This is a genomic window from Sphingomonas kaistensis, from assembly GCF_011927725.1.
Classification (GTDB): domain Bacteria; phylum Pseudomonadota; class Alphaproteobacteria; order Sphingomonadales; family Sphingomonadaceae; genus Sphingomicrobium; species Sphingomicrobium kaistense.
This window is the reverse complement of the sequence record NZ_JAATJC010000001.1, coordinates 392,171-414,962: the sequence shown is the minus strand read 5'-3', so window position 1 is coordinate 414,962 and position 22,792 is coordinate 392,171. Positions and strand designations below refer to the sequence as shown.

Here is a 22,792-nt window from a genome sequence, read left to right as displayed (position 1 = left end):
GGTCAACGTGCCCGATCGCGCGGACGCGCAGGCCGGCTCGGTCACCTTGGCTTCGAGACTATTCCCTCACGATTGAGTGGGGCACATCGTGGACGTCGAGCCTCTCCGCCCGAATGTCGGCTCTGGGTCGAAAGCAGACATTCGATCCAGCACCCCCGGGGGGGCTTCGCAAAGTTCAGAGCGGTCTGCTCTGGACACCGATGCTGCTTCTCAGCTTTCTAGGCCGTAACACCACTCGCTGTCGGGGATTCACTTACAGGCTTACTGTGCTATAACGGTGAGGCACTGAACGAGGTGAGAACGCATGCCCGCCAAGAAAGCGTCCGAAGCCGCGAAGAAGGATCAGCTGCGAGTAGCAGATGATGCTGGTAAGTCTCCGGAGCGGCGCATGGCAGACACGGCGGTCCATCCGGCCGTCAGCGCAGCTGCCACCGTGCTCAACTTCGCCAAGGGCACCTTTGGAAAGCTTGAGATTACTGAGACAGTCGAGGCGTTGAACGACAACGTCGCGGCAGTGAAGTCAGGCAACCTCAGTGGGCCGGAAGCGATGCTGGTAAGCCAAGCCCACGCGCTGAACGCCATTTTCACTGAGCTAGCGAGGCGCTCGGCCCTGAACATGGGCGAGTACATCGAGGCCAGCGAGAAATACATGCGGCTCGCGCTGAAGGCTCAGGCTCAATGCCGCGCGACGTTGGAGACGCTGGGCACTCTCAAGAATCCGCCAGTCGTCATAGCAAGGCAGGCCAATATCTCGGCCGGTCCTCAGCAGGTGAACAATGGCGCCGCTCCCCGCGCGGAAGTTTCGAGCAATCAGCCAAACAAACTATTGGAGCAATCCCATGAGCCACGGTTGGACCCAGGAGCGCCGCGCAAAGCAGGCTGCTGCGATCCGGCGTTGGTCCCCTTGGAAGCAAGCCACCGGGCCTAGGACACCGGCCGGCAAAGCCATCTCCAGCCGCAATGCCTTCACAGGCGGCCGTAGAGCGGCGCTGAGGGCCGATTTCGCCTACGTCCGGTCACTGATGGCAGCCATAGAGACTGAGGTGCCTTATTGAGGCTCACAGGCCGAATGTCTGCTTTCGACCCATTGCGGACGTTAGCCTCCTGATTGATTGCCACTGGGATCGGCGAGCCGGCTTGGCTACCTGCATCCCTGTAGCCCTGCGGGCCGCAGACAATGAATAACGCTGCTGCGATAAGTAGTGCCATGCCACTGTCGTTCGGAAGGCGGGGGGTCGCTCAACACAGCAGAACAACCGTCAACGGGGCACGCAAGCGGCACTAAAACTGAACGTCCGCAATGGATGGGAAGCTGACATCCCTTTCTCAAGGCCTGCAGCGCAGCAACGTGTTAGCCAAACAAGAAGTCAGATGGCACTGGAGCAGGCGCCGCTGCGAGAGTGATGTGGAAGTCGGCGAGGCCGTCTTTGTTCACGTCGACAGAGACTATCGTATCAGAACCTGCTGACGTGATGACGACATTGTCCATGGTGATGTTGTGAACCCGAAGATCCAGCTTGTCCTCACCTGAAGTGAAGTCGAGAATACGATCATTCCCGGCCGGACCCCAACCCGGATAGAAGGCGAAGTTATCAGCTCCCGCCCCGCCAACAATGATGTCATCGCCCGCGCCACCGACGATCTGATCATTACCGTCGCCTCCGTTCAGGTAGTCGGCACCCTTTTCGCCGAGCAATGTGTCATTGCCCGCTTCGCCGTAAAGCCAGTCGTTGCTGTCATCGGCATTGTTACCTTCGCCACCGCGAATGACATCATTGCCGGAGCCGCCATAGAGAACGTCGCTACCGAAGCCGCCGTAGATTTGATCATCCCCGCCCAGGCCATAGATAACGTCATCACCTGCCCGCCCGAAGACGTAGTCGCTTTTCTCGGAGGCACGGATCGTTTGCGATTTCTGATTGCCGTTATAAGTGCCCATGACGTCCTCCGAGTTTCTCCTCTCGGTCTATAGCAAAACTAGCATTGCTAACCCAGTTTAATCTATTTTGAGTTTACCTAGCTTTAGCCCCCGACGAAAACTCCGGACGCAACAAAGTCGATCTTTGGACGCTGGGTGGCTGATACTGATTGAAAGCGAACATTAGCCCGGCAGCTGAACGAGCGACCTCTGCCAAGGGGTTCGCCGCGAAGACCAGGCCAGCTGCTTACGGCCACTTGCAACCATTCAAAGCGCTGACTCGAATGTCCGCTTTCCACCCAAAGCAGACATTCGAAGGCCTCAAGCAAATAGTGACGAGCACGTACTGTGGGGAAAAGCGTGGGGAACGCTTGAAGGCCCGCCGATAGTTCGACTTACTCGCAAGGACTTAAGTAGCTAGGTTCGGCGGACTCCGTCTCCGCCATTCCCATTATCGCTGCCGCCTCCCCGTCGATCCGACGAAGGGAGACGCGCGCGCCAGCGGCCTAGATGCCGTCGCCGCCCAAAGCGCGATAGACGGCGACCCTGTTCTGCGCCGCCGCCAGTTGAACCGCCACGACATTGCGTTCGATCGCATAAGCGGAACGCTGGGCGTCGAGCACGTTGAGGAAGGGGTCGAGGCCTTCGCGATAGCGCGCGGTGACGAGGCGCAGCGTATCGTTGGCGGCGGACAGGTTGCGCTGGTTGGCGGACACCCGGTCGTCGAAAGTGCCACGGTCGGCCAGAGCATCGGCGACCTCGCGGAAGCCGGTCTGGATCGCCCGCTCGTAGGTGGCGAGCGCGGCCTGCTGGTCAGCCCGGGCAAGCGCGACATTGGCCCGCGCCGCCCCGCCGTTGAAGATGCTGTAGGTGGCGCCGGCCCCGGCGGAGAAGTTGAACGCGCTTCCGGTGAACAGGCCGGTCAGCGTGCTGCTTGCAAGCCCGAGCAGCCCGGTCAGCGATATGCGCGGGAACAGCGCGGCGCGGGCGGCGCCGATCTCGGCATTGGTGGCGCGGAGGCGATATTCGGCTTCGATCACGTCGGGGCGGCGCAGCAGGATGCGGGAATCGAGGCCGGCCGGCAGGACGGCGACACTGGCCGCCGCCTGGTTGATGGAACTGGGGAGCAGGCTGGGATCGACCGGTGCCCCGACCAGCAGCTGGAGGAGGTTGGCGCCCTGCGCGCGGCGGGCGCGCTGTTCGGCAAGATCGGCGCGCGCGGTCTCGAGCACCTGCTGGGCCTGGAGGAGGTCGGTGCGGGGGGCGACGCCACCGCGCAGCCGGGCATCGGTCAGCACCCGGCTGCGTTCCGCCGCGGCGACCGTATTCTCCGCAATGGTCAGCAGCGAGGTGTCGGCGGCATAGGCCAGCCAGGCGTCGGCGATGTCTCCGATCAGCGCGACCCGGACCGCCCGCTCGGCCGCGCCGGTCGCAAGCAGCCGCTCCTGCTGGGCGCGGGTCTGCGAGGCGAGCAGGCCGAACAGGTCGAGCTCGAACGAGGGCAGCAGGCTGGCCGACCCGCCGACCCGTACCCCGTTGATGTCGCCGTCCTCGTCGCGGCGCGGAGTGACCTCCACCCCGGCGGAGGAATCGAGGCGGGGGAGCTGGTTGGCGCGGGTGATCCGCACCTGCGCCCGGGCCGCAGCGATGTTGGCGGCGGCGATACGCAGGTCGCGATTATTCTGCAGCGCCTGGCCGACCAGGGTCTGGAGCCGCACGTCGCGAAGGACGTCGCGATGGTTGAAGTCGGCAAGGGCGGGCGCTTCGCCGCGATACGGATCGCCGACCGGCCAGCTGACCGGGACCGGCGCGGCAGGCGTGCGATAGGCCGGATCGAGCGACGTGCAGCCCGCCAGAAGCAGCGGCGTCAGGACAAGCAGGCGCTTCACGTGGTGGCTTCCTTGGGCGGGGCGTTGCGGCGCAGGCGGTCGCGCACCCGGACGATGCCCTCCTTGGCGGCGCGGCGGACCAGCACGAAGAACAACGGGATGTAGAAGATCGCGAGGATGGTGGCGGTCAGCATGCCGCCGATCACCGCGGTGCCGATGGCGATCCGGCTGTTGGCGCCGGCGCCGGTCGACAAGGCCAGCGGAAGGACGCCGAAGATGAAGGCGAAGCTGGTCATCAGGATCGGGCGCAGGCGGATCCGGGCGGCTTCGATCGCACTGTCCATCACGCTCTTGCCGGCGCGCTCGGCCTGTTCGGCAAATTCGATCATCAGGATCGCATTCTTGGCGGCCAGCCCCATGGTCGTGAGCAGCCCGATCTGCAGGTAGACGTCATTCTCCAGCCCGCGCAGGGTGACCGCGAAGACGGCGCCGACCAGCCCGAGCGGAATGACCAGCAACACCGCGACCGGGATCGTCCAGCTTTCGTACAAGGCGGCGAGGCAGAGGAAGACCACCAGCAGCGACAAGGCGTAGAGCAGGGGTGCCTGACCGGCCGACAGCCGTTCCTGGAAGCTCGCGCCCGACCAGGACACGGTGGTGCCCGGGATCTCGGCGGCCAGCTCCATCATGCGGTCCATCGCTTCACCCGAGCTGACCCCGGCGGCCGGCTGGCCCTGGAATTCGAACGAGGACACGCCGTTGAAGCGGCTGAGGCTGCTCGGCCCCGTGCTCCACCCGGTCTGCGCGAAGGCGCTGAACGGGGTCATCTGCCCGTCGTTGCCGCGCACGAACCACTGGTCGAGGTCCGAGGGCTGCGAGCGGTACGGCGCGTCGCCCTGGACGTAGACCCGCTTGACGCGGCCGTTGTCGATGAAGTCGTTGACGTAGCGCCCGCCCCAGGCGGTCGAGAGGGTGTTGTTGACGTCGGCCTGGCTGACCCCGAACGCGGTCAGGCGCTGCTGGTCGACGTCGATATCGAGGTTGGCGACGTCGGGCAGGTCGCTCAGCCGGACCGAGCTCAGCAGGGGATCGCCGTTGGCGGCGGCAAGCAGGCGTTCGCGCGCGGCCAGGAACTGCTCGCGGCTGAGCCCGCCGCTGTTCTGCAGCTGGAGGTTGAAGCCGTTGGACTGGCCCAGGCCGCGGATGGCGCCGGGTACCAGCGCGAAGACCTGGGCATCGCGGAAGCCGCGGAAGGCGCCCGACGCGCGCTCGACGATCGCGTCGGCGGTGTTTTCGGCGCCCTTGCGGTCGTCCCACGGGGCAAGGTTGATAAAGCCCTGCCCGGTGTTCTGGCCGCTCGCGCCGCCGCCCCCGCCGCCACCGGCGACGGTGAAGACGACCGACAGGTTCTTGGCCTCATAGTCGCGCAGATAGGCCTCGATCTGGCGCTGGACCTCCAGCGTGCGCTGCTGGGTGGCACCGGCGGGGAGGCGGAACTGGATGCTGGCGGCGCCCTGGTCCTCGGTCGGCAGGAAGCTGGTCGGCAAGCGCTGGAACAGGATCACCAGGATCACGCAGGTGACCCCGTAGATGCCAAGGAACAGCCACTTGCGGTTGATCACGCCGATCACCGCGCCGGTGTAGCGCTCGATCCCGCGGCTGAAATTGCGGTTGAACCAGTCCTGGAAGCGGTGCGCCCAGCGCTGGTACCAGCGCGCGTCCGATCGCTCGGCGGCTTCCTCTTCCGCCGGCTTGCGGGCCTTGAGCAGAGTCGCGGTGATCGCCGGGCTGAGGATCAGCGCGACCAGCACCGACAGGATCATGCAGCTGATGATGGTGATCGAGAATTGCTGGTAGATGACCCCGGTCGAGCCGCCGAAGAAGGCCATCGGCAGGAACACCGCCGACAGCACCACCGCGATGGCGACCAGTGCGACCTGGATCTCCTTCATCGAGATCTCGGTCGCCTCCCTCGGGCTCATCCCCGGATTCTCTTCCATCAGGCGCTCGACATTCTCGACCACGACGATGGCGTCGTCGACGAGCAGGCCAATCGCGAGCACCAGCCCGAACAGGGTCAGCGTGTTGATGGTGAAGCCGAACAGATAGAAGATCGCGAAGGTGCCGAGCAGCACCACCGGCACCGCGATCGCCGGCACCAGTGTCGCCCGCCAGCTTTGCAGGAAGACGAACATCACGATGACCACGAGGACCACCGCCTCGAGCAGGGTCTTCACCACTTCCTCGACGGACAGCTTGATGAAGGCGGTGGTGTCGTTGGCGTAGGCGACCTTGAGTCCTTCGGGCAGCGAGGTGGTGAGTTCCGACACCCGGGCCTTGATCAGCTCGGCGGTCTTGAGGGCGTCGGCCCCGGGCGCCAGGCTGATCGCCATGCCAGCGCCCGGGTGGCCGTTGATGCGGCTCACCGCATTGTAGCTCTCGGCCCCATATTCGACCCGCGCAACGTCCTTGATCCGGACCGTCGCGCCGCTCGGCTCGGTCTTGAGGATGATGTTCTCGAACTGCGCGGGGGTCTGCAACCGCGATTGGGCGGTGACGGTGGCGTTGAGCAACTGATCGCGCGGCTGGGGCAGGCTTCCCACTTCGCCCGCCGCGACCTCGGTATTCTGGTTCTGGATGGCGGTGATCACGTCGCCCGGCATCAGTGACACGCCGGCGAGCCGCTGCGGGTTGAGCCAGATCCGCATCGCCCGCTGCGAGCCGAACACGTTGACGTCGCCCACGCCCTCGACCCGTGACAGGGGATCCTGGATGTTGCTGGTGAGATAATCGGAGACGTCGATGTTCGAGCGCCGGTCGCTTTCGTCGAACACGCCGACGATCAGCAGGAAGTCGGGGTTGGACTTGGTGACCCGGACGCCCTGCTGCTGGACCTGCTGCGGAAGCCGCGAGACCGCCTGCTGCACGGCGTTCTGGACCTGCACCTGTGCGGTATCGGGATCGGTTCCCTTGGCGAAGGTCGCCGAGATGCCGACCGACCCGCGCGAGCTGGAGGTGGAGGAGAAGAACAGCAGCCCGTCGATACCCGACAATTGCTGTTCGAGGATCTGGGTGACGCTGTTCTCGACCGTCTCCGCGCTTGCGCCCGGGTAGGTGGCGCGGATGTTGACCTGCGGCGGGGCGACGTCGGGATATTGCTCGACTGGCAACTGGGTGATCGCACCGATCCCGGCCAGCATGGTGATGATCGCCAGGACCCAGGCGAAAATCGGCCGGCTGATGAAAAGCTGTGACACTAAGCGGGACCGCCGCCCTTGCCCTGGCCCTTGGCTTGCCCCGCAGCGCCGGCCGGAGGCGGCGCGATGCGCTGGGGCGTGCCGGCCGGGACCGGGCGGATCGCCGCGCCGTCGCGCAGGTTCGACAGGCCCTGGCTGATGACCTTGTCACCGGCCTTGAGGCCGCCGGTCACGACCCAGTCGCTGCCCTGCGTCCGGTCGGCCACGACATCGCGGCGGCTGGCCTTGTTGTCGGGGCCGACGAGGAACACGTAGGCCTTGCCGCTGATGTCGCGCTGCACCGCATTCTGCGGGACGAGGATAGCGCCGGGCGTCACCGCCTGGATGAAGCGGGTCTGGACGAATTGGCCGGGCAGCAGGACGCCCTGCGGATTGGGGAAGCTCGCACGAAGGGTCACCGTTCCGGTGCTTTCGTTGACCTGCAATTCGGAGAACTGGACGGTACCGGTATAGCCATAGTCGCTGCCGTCCTCGAGCAGGAGGCGGACCTGGGTGCTGCCGGGCGCCACGCCGCCCTGCGCCAGCGCGCGGCGAAGCGCGGTCAGATCGGCACTCGATTGCTGGATGTCGACGTAGATCGGGTCGGTTCGCTGGATCACCGCAAGCGGATTGGCCTGGTTGGCGCTGACCAGTGCTCCCTGGGTGAACAGCGAGCGGCCGATCCGTCCGGAAATCGGCGCTCGGATCGTGGCGAAGCGGAGGTTGATCCGCGCCGTTTCCAGCTGCGCCAGATTCTGATTGACGCTGGCCCGGGCCTGGCGGGCCTGCGCCGCGGCATCGGTATATTCCTGCTGGCTCACCGCTTCGATCTGCGCCAGCGGGCGGAAGCGGTTGGCCCGCGCCTGCGCCGCATCGGCCGCAGCCCGGGCGCTGGCGACGGTCGCCGAGGCCTCGTTCACGGCCGCACGATAAAGGCTGGGATCGATCTGGTAGAGCGGCTGCCCCTGCCGCACGAAGCTGCCTTCGGTGAACAGCCGGCGCTGGACCAGGCCGTTGACCTGGGGCCTGACCTCGGACGTTTCGTAGGCGACGGTGCGGCCGCCCAATTCGCTGACGACGGGCACGCTGGAGGTGGTGACGGTCACGAAGCCGACCTGCGTGGGCCCGCGAGCGCCGCCTTTCCCTTCGCCCTTCTGCGCCGCGGCGTCGGAGCCGCCCGAACAAGCGCCCAGCATTGGAAGCAGGGTAAGGAGAGCAAGAGCCGTGGCGATGCCCGGCGATCGATGGACCATCAAGATGTGCGCAATCTTCGAAGTAGCTACGCAAGCCCCAACTCGTGGCTTTGCGAAAAGTTCGTGGCGCGAGGCGGCCATGGACCAAAGTCGGTAGAACGTGCCCAGCGACCGCCGGTCCGCAGGCCTCGCGTCGCCCATCCCGGTTCGGCTCGGCGTTAATCGCCAACTTCCCGCTCACCAGTGCATTTCGCTTCCGTATCGATCCGTTCACCAGGGGGTCAGTGCGGCTCCTTCAATTGGCCTAAGTCCTTGGTTTTCCGGCGCTTGTTGCGCATCCGGAACCTCTTGGGGCGGCCTTTCGTTGGGGCGGCGCTGACATTGATCGGTGCTGGCCCGTGTTGCGGGCCTCCGCTTCCGCCATGCCGGATGTGGCCGATCGAGGTTACCGGAACACCACGGGAGAAAAGATATGAAGAAGACCCTGATCGCCTTGGCCGCCGCCAGCTCGCTGTCGCTGGGCGCCTGCTCGACCATGAACAACAACGACACCCTCGCCGACGCCGCAACCGGCGCAGCCGTGGGTGCTGTCGGTGGTGCCGCTGTCGGCGCCGTTGTCCCGGGTGTCAGCCCGATCACCGGCGCGGCCGTTGGTGCTGCCATCGGCGGCCTGACCGGCGCCGTATGGGCCGACAACAACAATGACGGCTATGCCGATGGCTATGTCCAGAACGGCCAGTATTACCAGGGCCAGCCGAGCGGCTATGATTCGACCCTCGGCCGCGTTGCGACCGGTGCCGGCGTCGGCGCCGTGGCCGGCGTTGCCGCCGGTGCGCTGATCCCGGGCGTCAGCCTGCTCGAAGGCGCCATCGCCGGCGCCGTCGTCGGCGGTCTTGCCGGCGCGATCTGGGCCGATAATGACCGTGACGGACGGGTCGACGGTTATGTCCAGAACGGGCAATATTACCCGGGTGCCCCGGCGCAGACCAACACCGGCACCTACAACACGCCGGCCCCCGCCCCCAGCCGGAGCGGTGAGCGCGGCTAAGGAGAACAGATGAGCCTTTCGCGTATTCAGATCGGCTTGTGTGCCGGGCGCCTCGTGCGCCCGGCACTTGTTTGTGCGGGGCTGCTCGTCGCCCCCGTGCTGGCCGCCTCGCCCGCGGTCGCCCAGGTGACGGCGGCGCGCCCGTCCACCGGACCCCTCTTCTTTCGTCCCGGCTCGCAGGGAGCAGCCTTTGAGCTGCTTCGGCTGACCGAGACCGCCCGTGCCGACGGGCTCGATCCCAAGCGCTATCGCAGCCGCGACCTGGCCCGGCTCGCCCGTGCCGCCGAGGCTGGCAACCCGCAGGCGATCGCCCGCGCCGACCGCGCCCTCAGCGAACTCTTCGTGCGTTACGCCCAGGACCTGCGCCGGGCGCCCAACGTCGGCATCGTCTATGTCGATGGCGAGCTTCGCCCGCAGGCGCCCAGCGCCGCCACCCTGCTTGCAGCCGCCGCTGCCGCGCCCGACGTCGCCGCCTACATGCGCAACATGGGCTGGATGCATCCTTATTATGCCCAGCTTCGCCGCCAGCTGACCGATGCCCGGCCCGATCCGGCGACGGCGTCGCTGGTGACCAAGAACATGCTTCGCGTCCGCAGCCTTCCCGCAACGGGCCGCTACGTGCTGGTGAACGTCGCCGCGCAACGCCTGTTCATGATCGACAACAACCAGACCGTGGACATGATGCGGGTGGTGGTCGGCAAGCCGGTCTATCCGACCCCGATGATGGCGGGCCTGATCCGCTACACCTCGCTCCGTCCCTACTGGAACGTGCCGAGCGACCTTGCGGCCGAGCGGATCGTCCCCAACGTCATTAAGGGCGGCACGCCCTATCTCCGGGCCAAGGGCTATCAGGTGCTGTCCGACTGGTCGGACAAGGCCAAGGTGGTCAGCCCCGCCAGCGTCGACTGGCAGGCGGTCGCGGCCGGCAAGAAGGAAGTGCGACTGCGCCAGCTTCCGGGCCCTGCCAACAGCATGGGCGACATGAAGTTCATGTTCCCCAATCCGCAGGGCATCTACCTCCACGACACTCCGCAGGACGAATTGTTCGGGGAAGCCGCGCGGCTGTTCTCGGGCGGTTGCGTGCGGCTCGAGGCGGCGCATCGCCTGGCGGCCTGGCTGTACGGCAAGCCGCTCCGCGCCAAGGGCGCCGCGCCCGAGCAGAAGGTCCCGATGGCCAAGCCGATGCCGGTCTATCTGACCTATCTGACGGCGGTGCCGAGCGGCAACGAGCTCGCCATCTACGAGGACATCTACAAGAAGGACGGCGTTCCGGCGGCGCGTCAGCGGGTCGCTTCGCGCTGACCGGTCAGTCGCGGTTCCAGGTCGCGACATAGCGTAGCGCGACCGGGACCGGATTGCCTCCGCGATCCCGTGCTGGTTCCCAGCGGGTCCGGCCAAGCAGGCGGCACAGTTCGGCATCGAGCGCCGGATTGCCGGACGAGGAGAAGGGTAGGCAGCGCGTCAATTGTCCCGACGCGCTGACCTCGATCGCCAGAACCGCCGACCCGCGCGGGGCGCCAAAGCCGCGGATCCGGCGATAGTCGCCACGCGACAGGTTGCCCGACAGCAGCCGCGCCTCGCTGCCGATCCCGCCGGACCCCGCGCCGCCGCTTCCGCCTCCCCCCGATCCGTCGCCACCGGCGCCTGAACCGCCACCCGGCCCGGCGACCCGTCCGGCGCCCGCGCTGGGTGCGGTGCCGGTGACCGGCGCCTCTTCGTCCGCGGTTCGCAAGGTCGGCGGCGTGGGCAGCCGTACCTCGGGGACGGGCTGGACGACCGGCGCTGGACGGGCGGCGAGGTCCGTCACACCTTCCTCGCGCGCCTCGGCCGGGGCCTGTCGTTCGGGCGGGGGCTCCGGCTCGGGCAGCGCGGGCGGCGGGACGTTGAAGGTGGTCAGCGCCTCCTGCGCGCGGCGCAACGGTTCACCGGCAAGACCGTGCAGCAGCGCCGCGCCGAGACCGAGATGGAGCAGGACCACCAGGCCGATGGCCTTCTTGCGATCTCTTTGCTGCGGTTGCCACGGCATGGCGGGGTAACGCAGGCGGACGACTGCCGCTCCCTAGCGCTCCACATCAGCGAGGAAGGCCGCCAGCACGCGGTCGAAGATCGCCGGCTGCTCGAGATTGGGAAGATGACCCGCGCCGGTGATCTCGATCAATCCGGCGTGCGGGATCAGCGACTTCAACTCTTCGGACAGCGCCGGCGGCGTGATCCGGTCCTGGCTGCCGTAGAGGATCAGCGCCGGGCACGACAACGTGGCGGCCTCGTGCTTTTGGTCGGCCAGCCACACCGCTTCCGCCGCCCGCGCGTAAGCGGCGGGGTCGATCCGGGACATGGTGTCGACCACCTCGCGCCGGACGGCGGGATCGGCCGGCTGGGCAAGCAGCGCGTCGGCCCGACTGTCGGCCAGCCCGGCCATGCCCAGCGACGCAGCGCCGGCCAGCGAGCGTTCGAGGATGGCCTCGCCCTCCGGATGCCGGGCAAAGGTATCGGCGAGCACCACGCTCGCCACGCGCGTCGGTGCCATGGACGTCATGGCCAGCGCGATGACGCCGCCAAGGCTGAGGCCGCACACATGCGCTTGTTCGACCCCAAGCGCGTCCAGCACCGCCAAGGCGGCGGCGGCGAAGTCCTTGCGGCCTTCGACCTCCAGATGACCGGGTTCACTGTTCCCGTAACCCGGCATGTCGATGGCGATCGCCAGTCGTTCCGCGCCGAACGCGTCTACTTGGCCATCCCATGCGCTTCGGTCCGAACCGACGCCATGCAGGAACAGCAGCGGCACGCCTCCGCTGCCCCGCGTCGTGCAGCCGATCCGGCCCCATTCGGTGTCGATGCCTTGCCTGTCCGTCATCACGCCTGACGACTTGGCAGCATCGCGCCGCCACGGCTAGATGCCGCACTCATGGCGCGGATGCGGGTCAATGGTCAGGCTTTGGAATTCGCGCTCGATCCCGCGACCCCCTTGCTGTGGGCGCTGCGCGACGCGGCCAACCTGACCGGGACCAAGCAGGGCTGCGGCGGGACGGGCCAGTGCGGCGCATGCACGGTGATCGTCGACGGAAGCGCGGCGTTGAGCTGCACCCTCGCCATCGGAACGCTCGAAGGGGCGGACGTCACCACCATCGAGGGCCTGGCCAACCACCCGCTGACGCTGGCGCTGATCGCCGAGGACGCGATCCAGTGCGGCTTCTGCCTGCCTGGCTTCACCTGCGCGGTGGCGGCCCTGCTGCAGCAAAGCCCGCGGCCTGCAGCGGAGCAGATCGACGCGCTTCCCAATCGCTGCGCCTGCGGCATGCAACCGCGGCTGCGGCGGGCGATTGAGCGGGTCGCCGGAGCAGGCGCCCCGGAGCCCTCGCCGACGCCGCCCGCCCCTCCGCAGACGCCGGAAATCGTTTCGCCTCCGCGTTAATCTACCGGTCAGCCGACTGGAGTGAAGATCGCTTCAACCTGGCTCCGAGAGGTCACGATCATGCGTTTGTCCCTGTTGTCGTTGTTGCTGCTCACCGCTTCGTCCGGCTCCTTTACCGCTGCCGTGGCCCAGCCCGACGGCGTGAATGAACAGGCCGAGGGGTCGCGTTCCCCCGGGTCCCGCGCCCGCGCGGAACGGCAGAACCGTGACGTCGACGCGGCCGCTCGCCCGGCGCGATCCGATTGGGCCGAGCCCCGCGAGCGACCGCGCGATGCCGAAGCGGTTCGGCAGGCGCCTCCTCCCCGGCACGATGCTGCTCCCGACCCCGTGCGCGCGGTGACGGCCACGGCCCCACGGCCGCGCCGCGACGAGCCACGGTCCGGCGGGGGAGAGGTCGCAAGCCCCGAGCGGCGTGCTTACGGTGCCGCCGGCGGTGGCTGGCGCGGTGGAAGCGGGGAGCGCCGGGGACGCAACCGCGACGTCCCGCCGACCGCTGGATCGCCGGTCTATGGTAACGCCATTCCGACGCCGGTGACGGTCACGCAGCCTTCGCGCGTCGTATCTCCCGGCACCGTGGCAGCAGGCGACCTGCGCAACCGCATCGCGGCCGAGGGCCTGCGCCGCGACCGGATCGAGCGCGACGGCTGGCGGCGCGAGTGGCGGCAGGACCGCCGCTACGACTGGCGGCGTCACCGCGACCACGACCGCGCGCGCTTCCACCTCAGCATCTACGTCGATCCGTTCGGCTGGCGCTATCGCGAGTATGACATCGGCTGGCGGCTTCCGGCCCGTTACTATGCCAGCCGCTACTGGATCCTCGATCCCTATTATTACAGCCTTCCGCCCGTCAGCGGTCGCTATCGCTGGGTGCGCTACCATGGCGACGTGCTGCTGGTGGATCTGCGCACGGGAAGGGTACTCGACCGCATCCGGGATTTCTTCTGGTAGACGGGGCCCGGCGGTTGGTGGGAGCGTTGTTGACAGGGATCGAGTGAGGTTCTCTTCGCGACCTCACCTGTTGCACGCCTTGCGAGTATAAGCCCGCCATGACCCGTCGCTTCCTGCTGCTCGGCGCAAGCCTGCTCGCCCTCGGTGCCTGCACCGCGACCGCCCCGTTGACGGTTGTCGACGCCCCTCCAGTCGCGTCGCGACCCGCGGCGACGGCGCAGTCCGAGCACGAGCGGCTGTTCGCGATCTTCAAGGAAAGCGACGAGGCGAGCCTGCGCCGCAATCCCCTGAGTGCCCTGCTGCGCGGGGACATGCGCTATGCCGACCGGCTCGGCGACAACATCTCCGACGCCTATTTCGCGGGCGAGAAGGCGGCCGCCGAGCGCGACCTTGCAGCGCTTGGCACGATCGACCGGGCCCGGCTGACCCCGACCGATGCGATCGCCTTTGACGTGTTCAAGTTCACCAGTGAGGACACGCTGCGTGGCTACGGCGCGGACCTGCTGCCCCTGACGCGGGTGCGGCCGATGAACCATTTCTTCGGCTTCCACACCTTCTACCCGACCTTCGCCAGCGGGCAGGGGGCGGCGCCGTTCCAGACGCTGGTCGACTATGAGAACAACCTCAAGCGCCACAAGGACTATGTCCGCTATCTTGACGGCGCGATCCTGCGGTGGCGGGAGGGGATGGCGAGCGGGGTGGTCGATACCAAGTTGACCGTTCGCAACATGATCGAGCAGCTCGACGGACAGCTGAAGCAGACCCCGGCCGAGAACAGCTACCTCGGCCCTGTGCGCAAGTTCCCGGAATCGATCCCGGTGGAGGAGCGCGCTCGGCTGACCACGGCCTATCGCGCGGCCTATGACGGCGAGATCCGGCCCGCACTGACCCGGGTCCGCGATTTCCTTCGCACCGAATATCTGCCGGCGGCCCGCGACGGGGTTGGCCTGCTGAGCATGAAGGGTGGGCCCGAACTCTACCGCCATCTCGTCCGCTCCTCGACCACGCTCGATATCGCGCCCGAGGAGATCCACCAGCTTGGGCTTAGCGAAGTGGCGCGGATCCGCGGCGAGATGGACAAGGTCCGCCGCGAAGTCGGCTTCAAGGGCGACCTGGCCGCCTTTTTCGAGCATCTGCGGACCGACCCCAAGTTCCAGCCCAAGAGCCGCCAGGCCCTGACCGACGCTTATTATGCGGTCGGCAAGAAGGTTGATGCCGAGCTTCCGCGCTTCTTCTCGACCATGCCCAAGGCCAGGCTCGAAATCCGCCCCTACGAGCCGTTCCGCGAGAAGTTCGAGGCGGGCGGATCCTATGAAAGCGGCACTCCGGACGGCTCACGCCCGGGCGTCTTCTACTTCAACGCCTACGATCTTCCGAGCCGCACCACGCCGGGGATCAACACGCTCTACCTCCACGAAGGCTCGCCGGGGCACCATTTCCAGATCAGCCTGGCGCAGGAGAACGAAGCGCTGCCGTCTTTCATGCGGTTCGGCGGCAATACCGCTTATGCCGAGGGCTGGGCGCTTTATGCCGAGACGCTCGGCTACGACATGGGGCTGTTCAAGGACCCCTATCAGCGGTTCGGGACGCTGTCGGACGAGATGTTGCGGGCAATGCGGCTGGTGGTCGACACCGGGCTTCACGCCAAGGGCTGGAGCCGCGACCAGGCGATTGCCTACATGCTTGCCAACAGCAACATGGGCCGGACCGACGCAACGGCCGAGGTCGAGCGCTACATCGCCATTCCGGGGCAGGCGCTGGCCTACAAGCTCGGCTCGCTCACCATCCAGCGGCTCCGCGCCAAGGCGCAGGGCGAGCTTGGCGACCGGTTCGACATTCGCGCCTTCCACGACCACGTGCTGAACACTGGCGCGCTGCCGCTGGCGGTGCTGGAGCAGAAGATCGACCGCTGGATCGCGGTGACCAAGGCAGGTTGAGCGAAGGGGCCGGGGGCGGGCGCGCCCTCAGCCTGCCTCGGCCGAGCGGCGCCCGAGCCGTGCGGCGAGTTCCTTCAGGCCCGGCTTCTGGCCTTGGGCGAGCAGGCTGGCCCGGAACAGGCGGCCGAGCAGCAGCATCTGCAGCGCGACAAAGGCGGCGAGCAGCAGACCCGAGCCGATCACTTCCCACGCCTGGATGCCGGTCCCGAGCCGTGCCAGCACCGCGAACGGGGTCCAGATCGGGACCCAGGTCATGATCGTCACCCCGATGCCCTTGCCGCCGTCGACGATGCCCTGGATCAGGATCGTGATCGGCAGCAGGATCGCAAGGATGATCGGCATCAGATAGCCCTGCGCGTCGTTCATCGAATCGCTGATCGCGCCGACCGCCAGGAAGAACACCGAGATGGCGAGATAGCCGGCGATGAAGAAATAGATCATCGCCGCGATCGTGGTCCATGAGGTGAGCGGCGCGAGTGCCGGGCGGATCAGGTCCGCGATCGCGCCCTGCGTGGCGAAGGCGGCAAAGGCACCGCATCCGATCCATACCGCGATCATGGTCAGCCCGACCGCCACGGTCCCGAGCAGCTTGCCGTACATCAATTGTTCGGGGCTGATGGTCGCGAGCACGGTTTCGAGCAGCTTGTTGGAACGCTCCTCGATGGTGCCCTGCAGCATCCAGCTGCCCGACAGCATCAGCGCCATCATCAGCAGGTAGCAGCTTGCGAGCGGGAGGATCGAACGGACCAGCAGGGCCTCGCGCGCACCGCTGCCGGGCACCGGCTGGGCGATCAAGAGATTGGGGGTCACTGTTGCGGCGGCGGTCGCGACATCGGGGGAAACGCCTTCGGCCGACAGCAGGACCTGCCGAAGCGAGCGCGTCAGCACATCCTGCACGATGGCGACGAACTGGGTGTTCGGCCGCCCCGAGGAGGACAGCCGCGCAGTGCCGGTCCGAATGAAGTCGGCGGGGATGATCACCACCACGTCGATCGGCTCGGCCTTGCTGCCTTCGCCCGGGCGAAGCAGCGTTTCCAGCCGCTGGTCGAGCGCGGGGCCCTGCAGGCGGCTGAAGTCTGCCGGCGGGGTGACGATCTCGAAGCGGGGCTCGGGGCGCTCGAACTCGGGAATGTCCGCCGGCATTGCTGGCTTGAGCCGGGCGAGCGCCGCGGTGACCCCGCCCTCGGCGCCGAAGCGCTGGACCTCGGCGTCGCTGAACCAGCGGTCGTTGCGCGACCAGGGCTCGTCGGCGGGAGCGGCCAGCTTGTGGCGCTCCACGTAACGGGCAAGGTCGCTCATCGCCCGGCGATCTTCGTCGAGGCGCAAGCGCTCCGTGATCTGCCGGCCGGCGCCGAAGGCGGCCTGGTCGACGATCATCACACGGTCTGGATCGCTGTCACCCATGAATCGCTGGGTGAGCGGCGCGAGCGCAAAGGCGATGGGAAGGATCAGCAGCGTCAGCCAGAAGCTGCGCATGCGGGTGATCTGCCGATATTCGCGCAGCGCGACGAGGAGGACGTTGTTCACTTCACCGGCTCCTCGGTTCCGACCATGTGGAGGAAGACGTCGTGCAGGCTGGCGCGGCGTTCCTCGAAGCGGCGCAGCGCGATCCCGGTCGCCGAGCAATGTTCGAGGAGGTCGCCGGACGAGGCGCCGGGCCGAAGCGTGATCGCCCAATCCTGCCAGCCCGCGTCGCCTTCGCCTTGCGGCGTGCAGTCGGCGACCCCGGCGACCCCGGCCAGCGACTGGCGGGAGGTCACCGTAAGCCGGGCCGGAAGCAGCGCGCGCGCCTCGTCGAGATTGCCTTCGAATTTCTTGGCGCCGCGCGCGAGCAGCAGCAGCCGGTCGCACAGGCGCTCGGCATGCTGCATTACGTGGGTCGAGAAGACCACCGTCGCCCCCTTGGCCGAAGCGCGGCGGATCTCGTCCTCCAGCAGGCCCTGGTTGACGGGGTCGAGGCCGGAAAAGGGCTCGTCGAGGATCAGCAGCCTGGGGCTGTTCACCACGGCGGTCGCAAGCTGGACCTTCTGGGCCATGCCCTTGGAGAGCTTGTCGACGGTCGACTTGACGTTGGCGGACAGGCCGAAGCGGTCGAGCAAGGCGAGACCCTCGGTCCGGGCGTCGCCGGCGGTCATCCCCTTGAGGCGGCCGAAATAGACGATGGTGTCGATCGCCGACATGGTGCGGTAGAGCCCGCGCTCCTCGGGCAGGAAGCCGAGAAAGGGCGCATTCTCGCGGCCCGGCGCGCGGCCGAGGACCGAGATGCTGCCGGCTGTCGGGCGGATGATGTCGAGTACCATGCGCAGCGAAGTGGTCTTGCCCGCGCCATTGCCGCCGAGAAAGCCGAATACCTCGCCGGTGCGGACGGCGAAGCTCAGCGCATCGACGGCGGTAAAATCCCCGTATTTCTTGGTGACCTGGTCAAGGACCAGCGCCTGATCAACCTGCACGAAACGCACCCCCTGCGAAGCCTCGTGTGGAGCCGAGCGGCGGCAGGCGGTCAACCCGCTATCGGACGACCGTTCGACGAACGGCGGCGCCTCAGGAGGCGAGCGCTTCGGCGATCAAGCGGCGGCTGTTGTCGATACCATAGAGCGCGATGAAGCTGCCGAGCCGCGGACCCTGGCTGGAGCCGAGCAACGTCTCGTAAGCCGCCTGGAACCACTCGCGCAGCCGCTCCTTGCCGTAATGCTGCTTGCCGATCTCGAACACGGCGTTCTGGATATCGTCGGCCGGGGTGTCGGGGGCAAGCTGGCCAAGCATCGCGTCGAGGTCGCGCAGGGCGGCGGCTTCGGCTTCAGTGGGCGCGCGGCGCTGGAGCCCCGGCACCACGAAATCGCGGGCATAGGTGACGGCAAGGCCGATCAGCTCGTCGAGCTCGGGATCGTTCTCGGGCGAGGTGCCGGGCGCATAGCGCTGGACGAAGCGCCAGGCGGTGTCCTTGTCGGCGACGCCGGGCAGGCTGGCGAGGTTGAGCAGCAGCCCGAAGCCGAGCGGCAGCGCGGCCGGCTCCGGCACCGTGCCGCCGTGGATGTGGTGCACCGGATTGCCGAGGCGCTGCTCGGACGGCTGCTCGGGCCAGCGGCCGCGGAACTGCCAATAATCGTCGATCGCGCGCGGGATCAGGCCGAGGTGGAGGTTCTTGGCCTTCCTGGGCTCGCGGAACAGGTAGAATTCGAGGCTCCGCTCGCCGCCATACTTGAGCCAGTCGTCCAGCGTCAGGCCGTTGCCCTTGGACTTGGAGATCTTCTCGCCCTTTTCGTCGAGGAACATCTCGTAATTGAAGCCTTCGGGCGGGCGGGCGCCGAGGATACGGGCGATTTTGCCGGACTGGATGGTCGAATCGATCAGGTCCTTGCCGGCCATCTCGTAATCGACGCCCAGCGCGACCCAGCGCATCGCCCAGTCGACCTTCCACTGCAGCTTAGAAAGGCCGCCGAGCGCCGATTGGGTGACCTCGCTGCCGTCCTCGTCGGTGAAGGTGATGGTGCCCGCCTCCGCATCGACGACCCGGACCGGCACCTGCAGTACGCGACCGGTGGTCGGCGAGATCGGCAGCACCGGCGAATAGGTCAGCCGCCGCTCCTCGCGCAGGGTGGGAAGCATCACGCCCATGATGTCGTCGAAGTGGCGCAGCACCTGCCGCAGCGCCTCGTCGAACTGGCCCGAGCTGTAGGCATCGGTCGCGCTGACGAATTCGTAGTCGAAGCCGAAGCGGTCGAGGAATTGCCGCAGCAGCGCATTGTTGTGATGCGCGAAGCTGGGGTGGCAACCGAACGGGTCAGGGACCTGCGTCAGGGGCTTGCCCAGCGCGGCCTGCAGCAGCTCGCCGTTGGGGACATTGTCCGGGACCTTGCGCAGGCCGTCCATGTCGTCGCTGAACGCGACCAGCCGGGTCGGTACGGTGCCGCCGGTCAGTGTCTCGTAGGCGCGGCGGACCCAGGTCGTGCGCAGGACTTCGGTAAAGGTGCCGATGTGCGGCAGGCCCGAGGGACCGTAGCCCGTCTCGAACACGATCGGCGCGCCGCCCGGCTTGCCGTCCGGATAGCGCGCGAGGAGCTTGCGCGCTTCCTCGAACACCCAGGTCTTGTTGGCGAGTGCAGCCTGGCGGATCGCATCGTCGGTCATGGGGAGCGAATGCGTTGTTGCAGGTGCGAAGGCAAGGGGCGGTCGGCTCATCGCATCTCCGTTGCCCTTTCGTTCCCCTGCCGCCACATAAGCGGCAGTGGCGTCTCCTCTTTCCCTTCCCGCACTTCACGCGTCCCATGCCGGCATCTGGTTGGTCGGCCCCGACGGCGCGCGGGAGGCTGGGCGGGGGGAAGCGATCCGGGCGGTTTCGGACACGCCGCATATCCTCCTGAACGCGCCGCTTGCCGGGCAACGGCTCGGCTATGCGGAGGTCAGCGGGCTCGACCTTTTGGAGCTGTTTGCCTTCGTTCACCCGGCGCGGTTCGTGGTGCCGACGGTGCCGGGGTTGGCGGCGTTCGTGGGGCTGGAGGCCCCGGCCGACGAGGCCAGCGCTGCGGCGCTGCTGCCGGAGATCGCCGAACGGCTCCTTGCGACGCTCGAGGACGAGGGCTGGGCCGAGCGCGAAGGGGCGTGGAGCGTCAACGCCTCGCTGCACCGCCTCGGCTGGACCTGGGCGCCCCTGGTGGGCAAGCGGCTGCGGCGGCCCGAGCGGGGCGAGCGGATGCTTTTCTCGCGGCTCGAAGCTTGGGAGGAGGCTTCCGAGCGGCCGCCGGCGCGGATCGTCAGGCTGGGCGATGGCGAGGCCGAGGCTCGGCTTGCGCAGCTGACCGGCGCGGGGTCGGAAACCCGCGAGGGTCAGCGCGCCTTCGCCGCCGCCGCCGCCCATGCCTTTGCTCCGCGCGACCGCCGCGATGCGCCCAACCTGTTGCTGGCCGAGGCCGGGACCGGGATCGGCAAGACGCTCGGCTACCTCGCCCCGGCCTCGCTGTGGGCGGAAAAGGCCGGCGGCACGGTGTGGGTGTCGACCTACACCAAGGCGCTGCAGCGACAGCTCGACGCGGAAGGGGCGCGCATCGTGCCCGACGAGGAGCAGCGCAAGAAGCGCATCGTGGTGCGCAAGGGGCGCGAAAACTATCTCTGCCTGCTCAACCTCGAGGACGCGCTTCAGGGCAGCTTCTCGGGCCGGGCGGCAATTCTTGCGCAACTGGTCGGGCGGTGGGCGGCCTACAGCAAGGACGGCGACATGGTCGGCGGCGACCTGCCCGGCTGGCTGCCGAGCCTGTTCCGCCGGGCCGGCGCCACCGCGCTGACCGACCGCCGCGGCGAGTGCGTCTATGCCGGCTGCCCGCACTACCGGAAATGCTTCATCGAAAAGGCCGAGCGCGCGAGCCGCGGGGCGGACCTGGTCATCGCCAACCATGCGCTGGTGATGATCTCCGCCGCGCGCGGGCGGCTGGGCGGAGGGCTCGAGCGGATCGTCTTCGATGAAGGGCACCACCTGTTCGACGCCGCCGATTCGACCTTCGCGGTGGCGCTGACCGGGGCCGAGACGATCGAGCTTCGGCGCTGGATCATCGGGCCCGAGCGCAGCACCCGCGGGCGGCGGCGCGGGCTTGCGGCGCGGCTGATGGACGTCTGCTCCTACGACGAGGAAGGCGCGCAGGCGCTCGACGCGGCGGTGCAGGCGGCCGGATTGCTGCCGGGCGACGGCTGGCTGGGCCGGGTGGTCGAAGGCTTGCCGCTGGGGCCGCTGGAAGCCTTGTTCGCGGCGGTGCGCGTCACGGTGCTGGCCCGCGCCAAGGCCGAGGACGCGGGCTACGGCCTGGAGACCGAATTGGCCGAACCCGACGCGCCGCTGGTCGAGGCGGCGGCAGCGGCCCTGGTCGCGCTCGAATCGCTGCAACGGCCGATGACCGCGCTCCGGCTGCGGCTGGAAGCGGTGCTGGAGGATGCGCCCGACTGGCTCGATGCGGCGGCGCGGGCGCGGGTCGAAGGGGCGATCGCCGGGCTCAACTGGCGCGGGCAGGCGGTCGGGGCCTGGACCCAGCTGCTGGCCCGGATCGGCGGCAGCGCGGACCCGGATTTCGTCGACTGGATGAACGTCGACCGGGTCGAAGGGCGCGAGCTCGACATCGGGCTGCAGCGCCGCTGGCTCGACCCGACGCGGCCGCTGGCCAAGGCGGTGATCGAGCCTGCGCACGGGGTGCTGGTCACCTCCGCCACCCTGCGCGGGGGCGAGGAACATTGGGAGGTGGCCGACGCCCGCACCGGCGCCGCGCATCTGCCGGCCGCACCGGCGCATTTCCATGCCGCGAGCCCGTTCGACTATGCCTCGGCGGCCGAGGTGCTGGTGGTGACCGACGTCAAGCAGGGCGACCTGGCAGCGCTGGCCAATGCCTATGCCCGGCTGATCACCGCGGCGGGCGGTGGCACGCTGGGGCTGTTCACCGCCATCGCACGGCTGCGGGTGGTCCAGGCGCGGATCGCCGACCGGCTGGCGCGCGAGCAATTGCCGCTGCTGGCCCAGCACGTCGACCCGATCGACACCGGCACCCTGGTCGACATGTTCCGCGCCGACCCCCGCTCCAGCCTGCTCGGCACCGACGCGCTGCGCGACGGGGTGGACGTGCCGGGCGAATCGCTGCGGCTGGTGGTGATGGAGCGGGTGCCGTGGCCGCGCCCGACCGTGCTTCACGCCGCGCGGCGGCTGGCGGGCGGCGGCTCGGCCTATGACGACCGGGTGGTGAAGGCGCGGCTTGCGCAGGCGTTCGGGCGACTGGTCCGGAGGCAGGGCGACCGCGGCACGTTCGTGATGCTTTCGGCGGCCTGCCCCTCGCGGCTGCTGACCGCGTTTCCGCCGGGGGTGCGGGTCAGCCGGGTGAGCCTGGAGCAGGCAGTGGAGCGGGTCGCCAGCGCCCGCCGGCCGGAAAGCGGATTAGTCCCCGCCGATAGCGTCGACGAGGTCGGCCCGGACCCGCTTCAGCGCACTGACTAGATCCTCGTCCGGCTCGGTCGGCTCGGGCAAGGGCGCCTTGTCCTTCAGCAATTGCTGGACGCCGCGGACGGTATAGCCCTGGTGCGACAGCAGCGAGTGGATGCGTCGCACGAGCTCGACGTCTTCGGGGCGATAATAGCGGCGGTTGCCAGCCCGCTGAAGCGGCTTCAGCTGCGGAAAACGGCTCTCCCAGTAACGCAGGATATGCTGCGCGACGCCAAGCTCGGCGGAGACTTCACCGATGGTGCGGAAGGCCGAGGGATCCTTGGCTCCGGGCCCCTTGGTCCCCGACTGGGCCGGCACGTCC

At 68.0% G+C, this 22,792-nt stretch carries 17 protein-coding genes; 7 read left to right on the top strand and 10 right to left on the bottom strand.

Features of this window, described 5'->3' with window-relative positions; all coding sequences use genetic code 11:
• Positions 1-304 precede the first annotated feature (304 nt).
• Positions 305-928, top strand: a complete 624-nt coding sequence (locus GGQ97_RS01920) for a hypothetical protein (protein ID WP_168067387.1) — start codon at positions 305-307, stop codon at positions 926-928.
• A 423-nt stretch (positions 929-1,351) separates the two neighbouring features.
• On the opposite strand, the gene GGQ97_RS01915 is transcribed toward GGQ97_RS01920, so the two are convergent.
• The 4 genes from GGQ97_RS01915 to GGQ97_RS01900 all read right to left on the bottom strand — a co-directional run bounded on the left by GGQ97_RS01915 (position 1,352) and on the right by GGQ97_RS01900 (position 8,236).
• Positions 1,352-1,939, bottom strand: coding sequence for a calcium-binding protein (locus GGQ97_RS01915; protein WP_168067386.1), 588 nt, complete (start codon positions 1,937-1,939; stop codon positions 1,352-1,354).
• Between the two features lie 485 nt (positions 1,940-2,424).
• Positions 2,425-3,807, bottom strand: a complete 1,383-nt coding sequence (locus GGQ97_RS01910; RefSeq protein ID WP_168067385.1) for an efflux transporter outer membrane subunit — start codon at positions 3,805-3,807, stop codon at positions 2,425-2,427.
• Entirely contained in the window at positions 3,804-7,004 is a 3,201-nt protein-coding gene (locus GGQ97_RS01905; RefSeq protein WP_168067384.1) for an efflux RND transporter permease subunit, read from the bottom strand. The genes GGQ97_RS01910 and GGQ97_RS01905 overlap by 4 nt, the downstream gene beginning before the upstream one ends.
• Positions 7,004-8,236, bottom strand: coding sequence for an efflux RND transporter periplasmic adaptor subunit (locus GGQ97_RS01900; protein ID WP_168067383.1), 1,233 nt, complete (start codon positions 8,234-8,236; stop codon positions 7,004-7,006). The genes GGQ97_RS01905 and GGQ97_RS01900 overlap by 1 nt, the downstream gene beginning before the upstream one ends.
• A 412-nt stretch (positions 8,237-8,648) precedes the next feature.
• Between GGQ97_RS01900 and GGQ97_RS14250 the strand changes: the two genes are divergently transcribed.
• Positions 8,649-9,224 (top strand): YMGG-like glycine zipper-containing protein, encoded by a 576-nt coding sequence (locus GGQ97_RS14250; protein WP_168067382.1) that lies wholly within the window; start codon positions 8,649-8,651, stop codon positions 9,222-9,224.
• Positions 9,225-9,233: 9 nt separating this feature from the next.
• Positions 9,234-10,526 carry a L,D-transpeptidase family protein gene (locus tag GGQ97_RS01890; RefSeq protein WP_168067381.1) on the top strand — a complete coding sequence of 431 codons (1,293 nt, stop codon included), beginning with the start codon at positions 9,234-9,236 and terminating at the stop codon, positions 10,524-10,526.
• Between the two features lie 4 nt (positions 10,527-10,530).
• Here GGQ97_RS01890 and GGQ97_RS01885 read toward each other — a convergent pair whose 3' ends face one another.
• Positions 10,531-11,202: an energy transducer TonB gene (locus tag GGQ97_RS01885; RefSeq protein ID WP_168067380.1), complete on the bottom strand. Its 672-nt coding sequence runs from the start codon at positions 11,200-11,202 to the stop codon at positions 10,531-10,533.
• Between the two features lie 81 nt (positions 11,203-11,283).
• The gene (locus tag GGQ97_RS01880; protein ID WP_245198012.1) at positions 11,284-12,078 is read right to left on the bottom strand and encodes an alpha/beta fold hydrolase; all 795 of its coding nucleotides are present in this window, start codon (positions 12,076-12,078) and stop codon (positions 11,284-11,286) included.
• 51 nt (positions 12,079-12,129) lie between these two features.
• Between GGQ97_RS01880 and GGQ97_RS01875 the strand changes: the two genes are divergently transcribed.
• The 3 genes from GGQ97_RS01875 (at position 12,130) to GGQ97_RS01865 (ending at position 15,521) form a co-directional block, all read left to right on the top strand.
• Positions 12,130-12,636: a (2Fe-2S)-binding protein gene (locus GGQ97_RS01875; protein WP_168067378.1), complete on the top strand. Its 507-nt coding sequence runs from the start codon at positions 12,130-12,132 to the stop codon at positions 12,634-12,636.
• Positions 12,637-12,696: 60 nt separating this feature from the next.
• On the top strand, positions 12,697-13,584 hold the full coding sequence (locus GGQ97_RS14145) for an RcnB family protein (protein ID WP_209022773.1): 888 nt from the start codon (positions 12,697-12,699) through the stop codon (positions 13,582-13,584).
• Positions 13,585-13,682: 98 nt separating this feature from the next.
• Positions 13,683-15,521, top strand: a complete 1,839-nt coding sequence (locus tag GGQ97_RS01865) for a DUF885 domain-containing protein (protein WP_168067377.1) — start codon at positions 13,683-13,685, stop codon at positions 15,519-15,521.
• Between the two features lie 27 nt (positions 15,522-15,548).
• On the opposite strand, the gene GGQ97_RS01860 is transcribed toward GGQ97_RS01865, so the two are convergent.
• From GGQ97_RS01860 to GGQ97_RS01850, 3 genes are all read right to left on the bottom strand, one after another.
• On the bottom strand, positions 15,549-17,048 hold the full coding sequence (locus GGQ97_RS01860) for an ABC transporter permease (RefSeq protein WP_168067376.1): 1,500 nt from the start codon (positions 17,046-17,048) through the stop codon (positions 15,549-15,551).
• Complete coding sequence (locus GGQ97_RS01855; RefSeq protein ID WP_209022772.1) at positions 17,045-17,971, bottom strand: ATP-binding cassette domain-containing protein; 927 nt, start codon at positions 17,969-17,971, stop codon at positions 17,045-17,047. The genes GGQ97_RS01860 and GGQ97_RS01855 overlap by 4 nt, the downstream gene beginning before the upstream one ends.
• A gap of 91 nt (positions 17,972-18,062) precedes the next feature.
• Entirely contained in the window at positions 18,063-19,649 is a 1,587-nt protein-coding gene (locus tag GGQ97_RS01850) for a lysine--tRNA ligase (protein ID WP_168067375.1), read from the bottom strand.
• A gap of 97 nt (positions 19,650-19,746) precedes the next feature.
• Here GGQ97_RS01850 and GGQ97_RS01845 point away from each other — a divergent pair, with 97 nt between their 5' ends.
• Positions 19,747-22,485 carry a helicase C-terminal domain-containing protein gene (locus tag GGQ97_RS01845; RefSeq protein ID WP_168067374.1) on the top strand — a complete coding sequence of 913 codons (2,739 nt, stop codon included), beginning with the start codon at positions 19,747-19,749 and terminating at the stop codon, positions 22,483-22,485.
• Here the strand turns inward: GGQ97_RS01845 and GGQ97_RS01840 are convergent.
• The gene (locus tag GGQ97_RS01840; protein ID WP_168067373.1) at positions 22,426-22,788 is read right to left on the bottom strand and encodes a MerR family transcriptional regulator; all 363 of its coding nucleotides are present in this window, start codon (positions 22,786-22,788) and stop codon (positions 22,426-22,428) included. The genes GGQ97_RS01845 and GGQ97_RS01840 overlap by 60 nt on opposite strands.
• Positions 22,789-22,792 lie beyond the last annotated feature (4 nt).